This window comes from Allobosea sp. P4_C6, from assembly GCF_056402015.1.
Genome location: NZ_JBFUIF010000062.1, coordinates 1 through 14,329, shown reverse-complemented (window position 1 = coordinate 14,329; position 14,329 = coordinate 1). Strand labels below are relative to the sequence as shown.

Sequence of the window (14,329 nt, the reverse complement as noted above, 5' to 3'; positions counted from 1 at the left end):
GAGAAAGCCGAATTCGAGGTTTTCGCGGCAGGACTTGCCGACGATGTCATCTCGCAGCTCGTTCCGAACGAAGAGCTAACGATCTTTCGCACTCAGACTTCAGCTGCCTTGGGATCTTCCGCGTCCGCCGCACAAATCGATCGCCAGCTTGGCCGGCGGCATATCCTGGAGGGCGTGATCCGTGCAGGCGAAGGCAAGCTCAGGATCACAAGCCGCCTGCTGGATGGGCGAACGACCGCGATCATCTGGTCGGGCATCTATGAAGCGGACCAAAATGCTGGCAGCGGCTTCGATCTCGAGACAAACATAGCGGCCAAGATCGCCGCATCCGTGAGCCTGCGCTTACGACCGCCGGCGAAGATGCAGTAGGCGCATTTGCGGATGCCCCATTGGTTGGTCAATGCCCGGCTCACACTAAAGCTTTTTGAAAACACGGAGCAGCACAGCGACAGTGAAAGCTGTCTCCGTGCGGATCGCCGCAATCGGGTGCCCAAATTGAGGGTCTCCAAGGTGATCAAATCAGGCAGCAACTGGCCACCTCAGGCCAGCGCGACACCGCAGTGCCGAAGCGGTCATTGCGGAGCCTCCATGTTACAGCCCACAACCTCAAGCCGCTCATCGCTTGAGGTGCTGGACGCATTGGACGGCGATTTTGGACTGAAAGACGGCTACGACCAGGAACGTCCTGCGAAGATGACGCTCAGCAAATCCGCTGAATGAACGTTGCCACCTGCGTCCCGCAAAGCTTGCCAGGTTCTGGGATGAACATTCCTTCTGGTCCTGCCGACATCATGGCCCGGATGACGTAGCCAGAATTGACGTTCATAAAAATCAGATAGGACTCGATCTGCTTATAGATGAGGTCGTCAATTGGGCCGGGCTTGCCGTGCCTGCTCACTTGATGGAACCCCAGCCGGCTATCGGTGGCCCACATTGTTCGGTGGACGCCTCCCATAAAGAGGCGCGCCGATTTATGCAATGTTGCCGTCGAACATAATACTGGCGGCCAACTTGGCCGCGAGCCGGACTCTCACAAAGCTACGGCATCGAGCAGATACCTACGGGAGAGGGCAAATGTACAAACACATTCTGATCGCCACAGACGACTCCGAACTTTCTCGCAAGGGTCTTGAACATGGCTTGGCGCTCGCCAAGCCGCTCGGGGCGAAAGTCACCGTTCTGACCGTTTCGGCGCCCCTGCGCCCGGAGTTGGCATCTGCAGCCCGTCAGCAGATTGATGAGTTCATCAAGGATCGCATTACTTCCATAGAGCAACGCGCGTCCGAAAACGGCGTCACGGTAGATCTGGAACACGAGATCGATGTCTCTCCAGCCGCGGCAATCGTCCGATTGGCCAAGCTCAAGGGCTGTGACCTCATCGTGATGTCCTCTCATGGCCGGCGAGGCATACAGAAAGTCGTGCTGGGGAGCCAGACGTCTGAGGTGCTGGCAAGTACAACTATCCCTGCACTGGTGATCCGGTAGTCGATCCTCCCAGCAGAGTGCGCGCGGAGTCCGACAGCGGCATCGTGCCCATGAAGCCTTCGGGCGCCGTGCAAAGGCGATGGGCGTCACGGCTGACCGGCTAGATCCTGGCCGCCCGCGCGGCGGCGCTCGCCCTGAACAGCACGAGCGCGGCGACGCCGATCGCCGACATCACCAGGGGCAACGGCAGCGCGCCGCTCTTTAGCGAATGGCCGACGAGGAGGCCGACGCAGGCCGAGAACAACATCTGGCAGATCCCGGTGAAAGATGAGGCCGCCCCGGCGCGATCCGGGAAGGGCATCATCGCCGAGGCCTGCGCCTGCGGCATGGTCAGCCCGACGCCACAAGTGTAGAGCGCCATCGGCAGGACAACGCCGGCCACGCCGCCGAAACCGCCAGCGACGCAGACCAGCATGGCAAGGCCTCCGCCGGCGAGGCACCGCACGCCGAGCGCGATGACACCGTCCATGCCTTGGCGGGCAACGAGACGCTGCRCGAGGATCGTGCCGAGAATGAAGCCGAGCACGACGAGACTGAAGGACAGGCCATACTGGACCGGCGTCAGACCATGGATGTCGATCAGTACGAAGGACGAGCCGGAGATGAAGGCGAAGAGCCCGCCATACGCCAGTGCCGTCAGCGCGACATAGACGCGAAAGGCACGGCTCGCGAGCAGCGTGCCGAAGCCGCTGATGATGGAGACCAGCGAGAGCGGCTCGCGCGAGCGGCTCCGGATCGTCTCGGGCAGGAGGAACGTCACCATCGCCATCAGGGCAGCGGCGAAGGCCAGCGAGGCGACGAAGGTCGAGCGCCAGCCGAAGGCCTGCTGCAGCACCCCGCCGAGCACCGGCGCAATCGCTGGCACCACCCCCATGATCATGCCCATGCGGGCCAGTTCGCGGCCGGCACGTGGCCCGTCATAGAGATCGCGCACCATGGCGCGGCTGAGCACGATCGGTCCCGACGCGCCAAGCGCCTGGACCGCGCGGGCGCTGGTCAGAGCCTCGATCGAGGGCGCGAAGGCGCAGGCCAGCGTCGCCACCAAGAAGATGCCGAGCCCCACCAGCAGCACCGGCCTGCGGCCGATCCGGTCGGAAAGTGGTCCCCAGAAGATCTGGCCGCCGGCGAAGCCGAACAGGAAGACCGACAGCGTCGCCTGCGCGCCGGCGATGTCGGTCTGCATCACCTGGACGATGTCAGGCAGCGAGGGCAGGTAGAAATCGGTCGAGAGCGGGCCGAGCGCCGTCAGCATGGCCAGCATGGCGGTCATCGCCAGCGTGTCGGGGCGCAGTTTCATGGAGGGGCGGCCTTGCGTGAACGGCAGGCGGCTGTCTAGGCCCGGCCCGTCAAAATGTCGAGGATTGGCCGCCACCCAGCGGCCTCGTGCCCTTTGCTGCCTTTGGCGCATCTCGCGGGACGTGCGGTGGGCGCCCGGAGGGGGCCATCACAGCGAAAGGGCGTGGGTAATACCACGCCCTCGCTCCACAGGAGCTAATTCGCCGTTGGTTAGGCGATAAAGACTATCAGCAGATGAAAGAAGTCATCAGTTTTTTAGCCCTCCTTTGTGCCGCAAGGTGTCGGTCGACACCTCTCCGCGCAGTAGAGGTGGATTCATCCGCGCGAAGCTCAATCTGCCTGAGACGTTACACCAACTACTGGGCTACGGCTCGTCCCCCGACATATGTACCTCCAGGCATTCACGTCGGCCGCGTCAGCTTGGCCGCGAACTTGTAGTAGGTCTAGTAATACGGAGCGAAGCGGGATTGACGGCCTGGTTCTTCGAGAAGCCTACGCCCGTGGACCGTGGCATGTCGTTCTCCGACAGCCACTCGACGGAGATTACGGGCAATCGCGTTCAGACCAGCGACGAATTGGGATGCACCTTTTCATCAGTGCCTCACTGCAAAGAACGTAGGAACGCCACCCATGTTCCAGATGCCGCTGTAAATCCGATGCCATGATGGCAATGCTGCTACCTGTACGCATCCGGCAGTCGCAGATCATCCCGATGAACGGAATCCCAAGCAGGACTCCTTCATTCCGATCAATCCACTAGCGAGTTGGAAGAACTCTGTCCGACGCGGGGCGGGGTTTGGCTAGCCGGGTATGGTCCTTGCCGAGGCCGGTCGCTTCGAGAAGCCCCTTCCGCTTGGCATCGTAATAGTACCCGCTCCGATAGTATCGGTCGGCGCGGCTCGGGTCGCGATCGGCCACGAGCCAGGCTCCCCGCAGATATTTGAGCCCATAGGTGAGATTGACCTCGGGATCGAGCAACCCCGCTGCCGGGCCGGTGTAACCCATGCTGCGCGCCGTCGCGTGTTTTATCTGCATCAATCCAAAATGACCGCCGTTCTGGGCGGTTGGGCGAAAGTTGCTCTCGCGCTTGACGATTCGCCGGACCAAATCCGAGGGGAGTTCGTAATGCGCTGACTGCTGTTCGATGATCCGGTCGATGCCTGCGCGCGGCGGGGCGCCTGGTGACCGAGGGTCAACGGACTGTTCGCTGGATGCCTCCCCGGACGTTTCGTCCGTAACGATGCAACCTCCAACCCCGGCAGACAGCAAGGTGATACCGGCTGCAACGAGACGTCTTTGCCACGGCAATCTTGGTCTCCATCAGCTGACGAACTGCTCACGGGAAACCAACTCTAGGCTTAAAGGCGGCGCTGGCCAATCCTGCTGCTTGGGTCGGGGCGCTGCTCCTCGACGCCATCCAGGGTGAAGACGTCGGGAAAGGTCGCCGTCCCCAGCGCGGTCGGCGACAAAAAGCACCCTCGACCTGATCGAGCGCGCGGAGTCCGACCGCTGCATCGGGCCATGAAGGCTTTTCGGGCGCCGTGCGAAGCGACGGGCGTCACGGCTGTAACGGGCAGCAGGGCAGCGAGACGGTCTTCAGGTGCGCGACCCGGATGATGGCAGTGGGGACGGTGCAGATGACGAATCTGACGAGACGGTTTCAGCACAGGCGAAGCTGGCTGACGGCCCCGCGGCAGGTGATGACAAAGCACCCTGTGAGTGATCGTCGGCTAACCTTGCCAAGTTCGATCTCGACGTCCACGGCTTGTCCGGGCGAGATGCGCAAGCAGCCGATATCTGAGCAAGGCATTGCTCTGTGGATAGGGGAGCGGCAACTCCCGCTCCGATCCGTCTACCGTTGCGCAAAACACCTTCTGTTTGGTCACGATGAGCTGCTTGGCGGCTGGCGGCTGCTTCGTAATGCCGAACGGTTTCCTACTCAACCGCCACCTGAGTTCGACCGATCAATCTGCGCGGCCCCGCCCCTCAACAGACCATAGCGCGACTAGCCTGTCCTCAGACACAACATGGAGGAAATCATGGAGGTTGATCGTCGGATCGCAATGCGGAACGGTGCATTCGACCACCGTTCCGATCGGAATCGTGCCATGGCCGGGCTCTGGCAGGATGCGGCCGAACTCGTCGCCGCACCATTCGATCCGGCCGGTCATTTCTTTGCCCCGGAACACGCGCGGCGGCGGGCCGTCGAGCGCAAAGCTCTTGCTGCCGCCGTCGGTGATTGCAAAGCCGGCCGAGCTGTGGCCCACCACCGTGACCGCAACACGCAGCGCCGGCCCGAATTCCGGCCCGCCTCCCCCGTAGATGTCGACCGGGTTGTAGGCCTCGTCCATGAAGACATAGGAGCCAGGCTGCACCTCGGTCAGCACTTGCGCCTGTCCGTCGAGCAGATGGCTGCCGGTCCCCCCGCCGGAGACGATGCCGGGTGCGAGATCGGCCTGTTTCAGCACCGCCAGCACCGTGGCCAGGATCCGGTTGGCTTCGTCATTGGCCGCGCGGCGGGCGCCGAAGTCGTCGATATGTTGGACACGGCCCTGATAGGCCTGCACGCCGACATAGCGCAGGCTGGGCTGGTCCGTGACGGCGCGTGCGAGCGCGACCGCCTCCTGTGCATTGGCGACGCCGCTGCGCTTCAGCCCGGTGTCGAGATCGACGAAGACATCGAAGCGCGTGCCGTGGCGTGCCGCAGCCTCGGCATAGGCCGCCACCAGGTCGAGCCGGTCGACCACGACGCCGATGCGCGCGCCTCGTGCTGCCGCACGCGCCAGCGCGTCGACCTTGGCCGGGCTGGCGATCGGTGCGCTCAGCATCAGGTCGCTGGCTCCGCCCTCGAACAGGGCCAGCAACTCCCCCGGCTTGGCGCAGCAGATGCCGGATGCCCCTGCAGCCATCTGCCGGCGCGCGATCTCGGCGCATTTGTGCGATTTTGCATGCGGCCGGAAGGCGATCMCGGCGCGTTTGCAGGTCTCGGCGAGCTTCGTGATATTGCGCTCGAAAATGTCGAGATCGAGCACCGCAGCCGGCGTCTCCAGCCGCGAACGACTGCCGGGCTCGCCAATGAGTGGCTGGTTGAGCGCTGCCGCTCCGAAGGGTTCGAGGCTCATTAGCGCTGTTCCATCAGCTCGGCGCGTGTCTGCAGGGTGGCCGTCTGGTCGACGCTCGCGCCATCGGCGGCGAAGACCACGCCGTAGTCGCGCCTTGCGCCCGCGATCGTGACCTTGCCCTCCAGCAGATCGTCGGCAACGCGCCAGGGCTCGCGTCGAAGCGCATCGCCATAGCCGCCGCCGCCAGCTCCCGTCAGGCGGAAGATGTCGCCGCGTTTGGCGTTGAAGCTCTCCATCGGCATGGTCGGCAGGTGCTGCTGCGTGCCATCCGTCCGGATGAACAGATGCGCCGAAGGTGCGCCGGTGCCGCCGCCCTCAAAGCCGAAGGGCGGGTGGTCGCGCCGGTCGCCGCGCAAGGTGAAGCGCGCATCGGCCAGGAAGCGGAACTCGCGCACGAAGGCGAGCCCGCCGCGGAATTCGCCGGCGCCACCGGAATCCGGCACCAGCCCGTAGCGCAGCACCTCGACCGGCATGTCGGTCTCGACCATCTCGATCGGCTGGTTGGAGAGATTGGCGGCGGGGTTGGAGATCCCCTCGATGCCATCCTTGCCGGCGCGCGCGCCCCAGGTGCCGACCACCATCTCGTTCAGCACGAAGGGCTTGCCCTCATGCACGCCGCCGCCGGCCAGCAGATAAGGCCCGCCCTCCGAGCCGCCGATCGCGCGTTCGGGTACGATCTGCGCCAGTGCCTGCATGATCGCATCGAACACCCGGTAGCCGACGACGCCGCGCGCGCCGCAGGCGGCCGGATAGCGCGGATTGACCAGGGAGCCCTCCGGCGCGCGCACGGTGATCGGGCGCAGATAGCCCTCGCAATTGGGGATGTCCTGCTGCGACAGGCAGCGGATCGCGCAGAAGGCAGCCGATTCCGGCAGAGAGATCGGGCAGTTGATCGAGGCCGCGACCTGATCGGCCGTGCCGGCGAAGTCGATGTCGATCGTGTCGTCGGCAACCGTCACGGTGGCGACGATGGCGAGCGGCACCGGATGCTCGCCGACGCCGTCGATATAGTCGGTTGCCCTGTAGACGCCGTTGGGCAAAGCGCGGATTACGTCGCGCATCATCGCCTCGGCATGGTCGTGCAGCGCGTCGATATAGCGGTCGACCATGCTGGCGCCGTAGCGCGCGATCAGCGATCGCAGGCCCTCCTCGGCGACGTTGCAGGCGGCGATCTGGGCGCGGATGTCGCCGAGAACCTCGACCGGCGCGCGCGTATTGGCCTCGATGATCCGGAACACCGCATCGACCGGCTCACCCGCCTCGTAGAGCTTGAGCAGCGGCAGACGCAGGCCTTCCTGCTGGATTTCGGTGGCGTAGATCGCGACGCTGCCGGGCACGATGCCGCCGATATCGGTGTGGTGGGCGACGGTGGCTGCGAAACCGGTCAGGCGTTCCTCCACGAAAATCGGCTTCAGGATGTAGATGTCGGGCAGATGCTGGCCGCCGGAACCATAGGGATCGTTGGCGATCAGCACATCGCCCTGTTTCAGCGTCGCGCCATAGCGCTGCTTTACGAACTGCATGACGCGTGGAAAGGAGCAGAGCTGGATCGGCAGCGTCAGCCCCTGGGCGATCACACGGCCCTGCGCGTCGCAGAGCGCCGTTGAGTAATCCATGATGTCGCGCACCACCGGCGAATAGGCGCTGCGCATCACGATCAGCGCCATCTCATCGGCGGTCGAGGCGAGCGCGTTGCGGATCACCTCCAGTGTGATCGGATCGATCGCGTCAGTCATCATGCGGCCTCCAGCGCGATGTCGATGTTGCCGGCATCGTCGAGGCGGGCGGTCTGGTCCGGCCCCACGACGCAGGTGCAGTCATATTCCTCGATCACGAAGGGCCCGCGGCGTGGGAGCGCGTCGAGATCGGCGCGCCCGATCACTGCGACCGTGGCAGTCCCGGCCTCATCGAACGACACCGGCCGATCGATCCGGCGCTGGGCCGGCGCGGCAGCGAAATGCTGCGGCGGCGCGATGAGCGGCAGCCTTGCCGTCAGCCGCGCATTGACGAGATGAACCTGGTCCTTGTGCGAGCGGTGGCCATAGGTCCGCTCGTGCTCCTGATGGAACAGTTCGGCCAACTCGTCGAAGGCGAGGCGCCGCGCCGGCACGGTCAGCTCATAGGCTTGCCCGACATAGCGCAAATCGGCCGCAAACCTGAATTCGGCGCGCGCCAGATCGTAGCCTTCCAGCGCCAGAACCCGGCGGGCATCCTCGGTCAACTCGGCATAGAGCTCGGCCAAGCCGGCATCGTCGAGCTCGCCCGCTCTGCGGCGCGAGGGCCGCACGAATTCCTGCTCGACATCCGAGCGCAGCAGGCCGAGCGCACTGAAGACGCCGGCCGCGCGCGGGATCACCACGCGCCGGATGCCCAGCGCCTTGGCGACCTCCGCCGCCACGACAGGCCCGTTACCGCCGAAGGCGACCAGGGTCGAATGCCGGGGATCGCGGCCGCGATAGGTCGAGACTGCTTTCACGGCTCGCGTCATCGTGGTGACGGCCAGCGTCAGCACGCCGCGCGCCGTCTTGCTGAGGTCGAGGCCCAGCGGGCACGCCACCTGATCGTTCAGCGCGGCGCGTCCCGCATCGGCCTGCAGCGGAAAGCTGCCGCCGGCCAGCGCGACGTCGTTGATATAGCCCAGTGTCAGGAAGGCGTCGGTCAGCGTCGCCTGCTTGCCGCCGAGCCCGTAGCAGACCGGGCCGGGATAGGCGCCGGCGCTCTGGGGACCGACCGAGACCTGGTTCATCCTGTCGATTGAGACGATGCTGCCGCCGCCAGCCCCGATCTCCGAAACGTCGATGAACGGCATCCTGATCGGGTAGCCGCCACCCTTGACCAGCTTGCTGGAGAGATTGATGCCGGCGCCGACCTCGTATTCGGTGGTGCGGGCCGGCTCGCCATCCTCGATCAGCGCGGCCTTGGCGGTGGTGCCGCCCATGTCGAAGGAGATGATGCTCGGCTCATTGCCTCCCGAGACCAGCCGGGCGCAGGCGATGACGCCCGCCGCCGGCCCCGACTCGACCAGCGAGGCGGCCCGCTTCACCGCTGAGCTCAGCCGCATGATGCCGCCGCCGGAATGCATCATCTCGACCGGGCAAGTGACCCCAATCGAGGCCAGGCGCGTGGTCAGCGCGGCGGCATAGTTGCGCACCACCGGGCCGATATAGGCGTTCACGACGACGGTCGAGGTGCGCTCATATTCGCGGATCTCGGGCAGGATCTCCGAACCCCGGCAGATATAGACGTCGTCGCCGAGTTCCTCGCGCAGGATCGCCTCGGCCGCGATCTCATGGTCGGGATTGGCATAGGCGTGCAGGAAGCTGATCGCGACCGCCTCGACCCCCTCGGTTCGAAATTGCGCGGCCGCTCGCCTGACATCCTCCTCGTCGAGCGGTATCCGAACGGAGCCGTCCGGCCCGAGCCGTTCACGCACCTCAAGCCGCAGATGTCGCGCGGCAAGGGGCTTGGGCTTGTCGTATTGTAGGTCGTAGAGCACCGGAATGCGCAGTCGGCGCATTTCGAGAACGTCGCGGAAGCCCTCGGTGGTCAGAAGGCCGGTGCGCGCGCCCTTGTATTCCAGGATTGCGTTGGTCGCGACGGTGGTGGCGTGGACAATGCCGGTGATGCGGTCGGGCGACGTCTCATAGTCCGCAACTAGCCGGCTCAGCGCTTCGGCGATGCCCCGACTGTAATCATCGGGCGTCGAGGGCACTTTGCGGGTCTCGATCAACCCGTCGTCGCGGGCAATGACGATATCGGTGAAGGTCCCACCGATATCGATGCCGATCCTGTAGCTGTGCTGCGCCATGGGTTTGGTCTCGTGAGGTCGGAGGAGAGATCAGCCGACGCTTTCGCGGGCGGGACTAACTAGGGTCGCCGCCATGTGGCCGCGACGCCCCTTGATGCCTTTCGGCACGGCGGCGATCAGGAGCTGCGTGTAGGGGTGGGACGGCGCGTCGAGCACCTCGAGGCACGGCCCCTGCTCGACGACCTTGCCCTTGCGCATCACGATGATCCGCGAGCACAGCGTGCGCACCAGCGCGAGGTCATGGCTGATGAAGAGCAAGGTCAGGCCGAGCTCACGCGTCAGCCGGCTCAGCAGGTTGATGACCTGCGCCTGCAGCGAGACGTCGAGCGAGGAGACCGGTTCGTCGGCGATCAGGATGTCCGGTTTCATCGCCAGTGCCCTCGCCAGCCCGACGCGCTGTCGCTGGCCGCCCGAAAGTTCATGCGGCAGGCGTGGCGCGAGCTCCGCGCCCAGCCCGACCAGCGCCAGCATCGCCAACGCCTCGTCTTCGCGCTCAAGCTTCGGTATGCCGCGCAGCGCCAGCGTCTCGGTCAGGCAGCGGCTCACCGTCTTGCGCGGATTGAGCGCGCTGCTCGAATCCTGGAACGCCATCTGGATGCGCCGCCGCCAGGGACCGCCATGGTCGCGCATCAAGGCTGACAGTGGCTTGCCGTCGAGCAGCACCTCGCCCGCTGTCGGCCTGATCAACCCCACGGCGATGTTGGCCAAGGTCGATTTGCCAGAACCGCTTTCGCCGACGATGCCGACGACGTCGCCGCGTCCGATCTCCAGCGAGACCCCGTCGAGCGCCACAAAACGCGTGTCGCGGCCGAGCAGGCGGTCAAAGGCGCTGCCCTGGGCATAGGATTTGGTGATGTCGCGCAGAGACAGGATCGGGCCGGTCATTGCGGCCTCCAGCAGGCGAAGCGGCGGTCGGCTTCAAGTTCCAGCGGCGGCATCTCCTCGGCGCAGGCCTCGACGACACGCGGGCAGCGCGGCGAGAAGGGGCAGCCCTGCGGCATGCGGCCCAGACGCGGCGGCGCACCCTCGATCGCCACCAGCGGGCCGACAGGGCCGGTCAGGCTCGGCACGCAGGCCTGGAGCAGGCCGGTATAGGGGTGGCGGGGGCTGAGCTCGATAGCCTCGACGGGGCCATTCTCGACGACCTTCCCGCCATACATGACCACGACGCGGTCGACGATCTCGGCGACAAGCTGGAGGTTGTGCGAGATGAAGATGACGGCGATACCGAGATCGCGCCGCAGCTCCGCGATCAGGTCGACGATCTGGGCCTGCACGGTCACGTCGAGCGCCGTCGTCGGCTCGTCGGCGATCAACAGGCGCGGGCGGCAGGCGATCGCCATCGCGATCAGGGCGCGCTGGCGCATGCCGCCGGAAAATTCGTGCGGATACGCATCGAGCCGCTTGCCAGCATCGCGGATGCCGACGCGCTCCAGCGATTCGGCCGCGATCCGCCGGGCCTCACCGGAGGAGAGCTGCCGATGGGCCCGTACGACATCGGTGATCTGCCGGCCGATGGTCAGCGCCGGGTTGAGCGAGCTTTGCGGATCCTGGAACACCATGGCGATGTCGCGGCCGCGAATGGCGCGCATGCGGGCCTCGTCGACGCCAAACAGATCCTGCCCGTCGAACATCACGCGCCCGCCGGTGGTGCGCGCCGGAGCGCCGAGCAGGCGCATCACCGCAAGCATGCTCAGGCTCTTGCCGGAGCCGGATTCGCCGACGATGCCGACAGCCTCTCCTGCCGCGACGGCAAAATCGACGCCGCGGACAGCCTCGATGACGCCGCCCGACGCGTCGCGAAAGCCAACGCGAAGGCCCTCGACACTGAGCAGGGGCCCGTTCATGCGACCAGTGTCCTGGCTTCGCTGCGCGGATCGAACAGCTCGCGCACCGCGTCGCCGAGCAGGTTGAAGCCGATCACGGTGATCGAGATCGCCAGCCCCGGAAACACCGGCAGCCACCATTCGCCGGAATAGATCGCGCTGCGCGCATCCGACAGCATCGAGCCCCAGCTCGCCTGCGGCGGCTGTACGCCGAGGCCCACGAAGGAGACCGACGCTTCGACGACGATGCCGATCGCGACCAGCAACGTCCCCTGCACAATGATCGGCGACAGGCAGTTGGGCAGGATGTCGCCGGTGACGATCTCCCAATGCGTCGCGCCCTGGAGAGAGCGTGCTCGTACGTAATCGGCGCCGACGACGCGGCTTGCCACTGCATAGGTCACGCGGGCGAAGACCGGCGAGAACAACACCCCGATCAGCAAGACGATCTTCACCTCGTTGGGCAACACCAGCGGCCCGACACGCACCGGCCCGACGCCGAGGATGCCGACGATCGCGATCGCCCAGACCAGCAGGGGAATCGAGGCGACACCGTCAACAATGCGCATCACGAGCTGCTCGCCAAGTCCTGCCTTGTAGGCCGAGAAGAGCCCCGCCGAGACGCCGATCAGCGCTCCGATGACGACGGCGCCGATGCCCACGGCCAGTGAAGCCCGCGCGCCGTAGATGATTCGGCTCAGCACGTCCCGACCGGCCTGGTCGGTGCCGAGCCAATGCGCCATGTCGGGTGCCAGCAGGCGATCCTCGATGCTCAGCGCGACGGGATCGTAAGGTGCGACCAGCGGCGCGAAGATAGCGGCGCCGAGCATGACGACGACGATCATACCGCCAAGCCAGCCGGTCCAGTCGATCAGGCGCAGCGTCGACGAAAGCCCCCTCATGCGGTGACCCGCTGGCGTGGGTCGAGCACGCGGTTGACGAGGTCCGCGGCGAGGTTCGCCAGCACGAAGATCACCGTGAACAGGAAGACGATGCCCTGGAGCAGCAGGAAGTCGCGCTGCGAGATCGCGTTCAACAGAGCGCGCGACAGGCCGGGCACGTTGAACACCTGCTCGATGATCAGCGCCCAGCCGAACATGTAGCCAAAGGACAGGGCGGCCAGGTTCACCACCGGCGGCAGCGCGTTGATCAGCGCGTAGATCACGACTCTCGGCGAGGACAGCCCCATCGCGCGGGCGGTGCGGACATAGTCCCCGCGCAGCGTCTCCTGCAGGCTGGCCTGGGTCATCCGGGCGAGCACGGCGACATAGTAGACAGCGAGCGAGACCGACGGCATCAGGATGGTCTGGAGATGGGCGCCGAGGCCGGCGGAAAGCGGCGCATAGCCACCGGGCGGCAGCCAGCGCAGATCGACCGCGATGAAGCGGATCAGCACGATGCCAAGCCAGAAGGCCGGCACCGACAGCCCCAGCACCGACAGCAGCCGCGCCCCGCGATCGAACACGCCGCCGGGGCGCAGCGCCGCCGCGATCCCGATGCCTACACCGAAAACGAGCGCAACCGCGAAGGCGAAGAGCACGATCGACAAGGTCACCGGAAGCGCGTTGACGATCTCGGTGCCGACATCGCGGCCGGTCACGAAGGACCGTCCGAAATCGCCATGCAGGATGTCGGAAAGCCAGGCGCCGTATTGCGTCAGGAAGGGGCGGTCGAGCCCGTTCGCCTGTTCGAACTGCGCCAGCTGCGCGGCGGTCGCATCCGCACCGAGCACGATCCGGGCCGGAGAACCCGGACCGGCCCGCGTCAGGGCAAACAGCGCGAAGCCCACGAAGAGCAAGGTGCCGATGGACGAGACGATCCGGCCGGCGACGAGGCGAAGCATGGGCAGTTGTGTCCTAAAGCTTGGTGACCAGCGGCCAGATCAGGATGGGCCCCGGAACCGGTGCCGTTATCCGGGGCTTGACCCGGGATCCATCACAGGGCGCGACGATCCCCTATGATGGACCCCGGATCTCCGCTTCGCTGCGTCCGGGATGACGGCGGTTCTGGAGTTCGAGCTGGACCCTAGAGCTTCACGTCCCCGACGCTCATCGTCAGCGCCTGGTTCACCGTGAAGTCCTTCACGCCCTGCCGCCAGAGATTGGAGGCGTGGACGAAGCCGAGCACGCCGATCGGCGCGTCGCGGGCCAGGATCGCCTGCATCTTGCCGTAGAGGTCCTTGAGCTTGGCCTCGTCGGTCTCGGCGAAAGATGTCGCCATCAGCGCATTGAGCTCGGGGTTGTCATAGCCGGTGCTCTTCGACAGGAACTGTCCCGGCATCACCGTGTTGGCGATGATGTAGGTCGCCTCGCCCGGCGACATGAAGACCTGCATCGCCATCTGGTGCTCGCCGCGCGCGATCTGCTGGATCAGCACCGAGAACTCGTAGACCTTGAGATTGATCTTCACGCCGATCTTGGCGAGTTGCGCCTGCAGGAAGATCGCCGCGTCCTTGGTGTCGAGCAGATAGGGCTCGGCCTGGATCGAGATGTCGATCTCGGCGCCGGTCGGGTATTTCGACTTGGCCAGGAACTCCTTGGCGCGGTCGAGATCGAAGCCGAGCTCCTTGTCGGCCGCGGCATTAAACCACCAACCGCGGGGCGGCGCGAGCACGGCGGACGGATCGAGCAGCCCGTAATAGACCTTGTCGCCGATCGCCTTGCGGTCGATGGCGCAGGATAGCGCCTTCCGAAAGTTGAGATCGTCGAGCGGGGGCTTGAGGTTGTTGGTGAACATCAGCAGCGCGCCGCCCAGGGTCGGGCGCGAGGCGCCGGTGACGCCCGGCATGGTCT

The 14,329-nt window shown here is 65.6% G+C and carries 13 protein-coding genes and 1 pseudogene; 3 read left to right on the top strand and 11 right to left on the bottom strand.

From position 1 onward, the window contains the following. Both AC1DVA_RS24205 and AC1DVA_RS24200 read left to right on the top strand, forming a co-directional pair. Positions 1–369: pseudogene (locus AC1DVA_RS24205) on the top strand (hypothetical protein); the annotation flags it as partial. 12 nt (positions 370–381) lie between these two features. Further along, positions 382–720 (top strand): hypothetical protein, encoded by a 339-nt coding sequence (locus AC1DVA_RS24200; protein ID WP_476807540.1) that lies wholly within the window; start codon positions 382–384, stop codon positions 718–720. Here the strand turns inward: AC1DVA_RS24200 and AC1DVA_RS24195 are convergent. After that, positions 701–934, bottom strand: coding sequence for a hypothetical protein (locus tag AC1DVA_RS24195; RefSeq protein ID WP_265055418.1), 234 nt, complete (start codon positions 932–934; stop codon positions 701–703). The two genes, AC1DVA_RS24200 and AC1DVA_RS24195, sit on opposite strands and share 20 nt — an antisense overlap. A gap of 140 nt (positions 935–1,074) precedes the next feature. Here AC1DVA_RS24195 and AC1DVA_RS24190 point away from each other — a divergent pair, with 140 nt between their 5' ends. Next, a complete protein-coding gene (locus tag AC1DVA_RS24190; protein WP_476807539.1) occupies positions 1,075–1,485 on the top strand; it encodes a universal stress protein in 411 nt (136 codons plus the stop codon). A 100-nt stretch (positions 1,486–1,585) separates the two neighbouring features. Here the strand turns inward: AC1DVA_RS24190 and AC1DVA_RS24185 are convergent, their stop codons facing one another. From AC1DVA_RS24185 to AC1DVA_RS24140, 10 genes are all read right to left on the bottom strand, one after another. Beyond that, entirely contained in the window at positions 1,586–2,782 is a 1,197-nt protein-coding gene (locus tag AC1DVA_RS24185; protein ID WP_476807538.1) for a multidrug effflux MFS transporter, read from the bottom strand. A gap of 755 nt (positions 2,783–3,537) precedes the next feature. Next, the gene (locus AC1DVA_RS24180) at positions 3,538–4,050 is read right to left on the bottom strand and encodes a transglycosylase SLT domain-containing protein (RefSeq protein WP_476807541.1); all 513 of its coding nucleotides are present in this window, start codon (positions 4,048–4,050) and stop codon (positions 3,538–3,540) included. Positions 4,051–4,745: 695 nt separating this feature from the next. Continuing rightward, on the bottom strand, positions 4,746–5,903 hold the full coding sequence (locus AC1DVA_RS24175) for a DSD1 family PLP-dependent enzyme (protein WP_476807537.1): 1,158 nt from the start codon (positions 5,901–5,903) through the stop codon (positions 4,746–4,748). Next, positions 5,903–7,639 carry a hydantoinase B/oxoprolinase family protein gene (locus AC1DVA_RS24170; RefSeq protein WP_476807536.1) on the bottom strand — a complete coding sequence of 579 codons (1,737 nt, stop codon included), beginning with the start codon at positions 7,637–7,639 and terminating at the stop codon, positions 5,903–5,905. The genes AC1DVA_RS24175 and AC1DVA_RS24170 overlap by 1 nt, the downstream gene beginning before the upstream one ends. After that, positions 7,639–9,711: a hydantoinase/oxoprolinase family protein gene (locus AC1DVA_RS24165; RefSeq protein WP_476807535.1), complete on the bottom strand. Its 2,073-nt coding sequence runs from the start codon at positions 9,709–9,711 to the stop codon at positions 7,639–7,641. Before AC1DVA_RS24165 ends, AC1DVA_RS24170 begins: the two co-directional genes overlap by 1 nt. Positions 9,712–9,741: 30 nt before the next feature. Beyond that, positions 9,742–10,596 (bottom strand): ATP-binding cassette domain-containing protein, encoded by an 855-nt coding sequence (locus tag AC1DVA_RS24160; RefSeq protein WP_476807534.1) that lies wholly within the window; start codon positions 10,594–10,596, stop codon positions 9,742–9,744. Next, on the bottom strand, positions 10,593–11,558 hold the full coding sequence (locus AC1DVA_RS24155) for an ABC transporter ATP-binding protein (RefSeq protein WP_476807533.1): 966 nt from the start codon (positions 11,556–11,558) through the stop codon (positions 10,593–10,595). Before AC1DVA_RS24155 ends, AC1DVA_RS24160 begins: the two co-directional genes overlap by 4 nt. Beyond that, positions 11,555–12,439 (bottom strand): ABC transporter permease, encoded by an 885-nt coding sequence (locus tag AC1DVA_RS24150; RefSeq protein ID WP_265055426.1) that lies wholly within the window; start codon positions 12,437–12,439, stop codon positions 11,555–11,557. The genes AC1DVA_RS24155 and AC1DVA_RS24150 overlap by 4 nt, the downstream gene beginning before the upstream one ends. After that, positions 12,436–13,380: an ABC transporter permease gene (locus AC1DVA_RS24145; RefSeq protein WP_265055427.1), complete on the bottom strand. Its 945-nt coding sequence runs from the start codon at positions 13,378–13,380 to the stop codon at positions 12,436–12,438. Before AC1DVA_RS24145 ends, AC1DVA_RS24150 begins: the two co-directional genes overlap by 4 nt. A gap of 182 nt (positions 13,381–13,562) precedes the next feature. After that, positions 13,563–14,329: ABC transporter substrate-binding protein (locus tag AC1DVA_RS24140; protein WP_476807532.1), on the bottom strand; the 767-nt coding region annotated here is incomplete at its 5' end.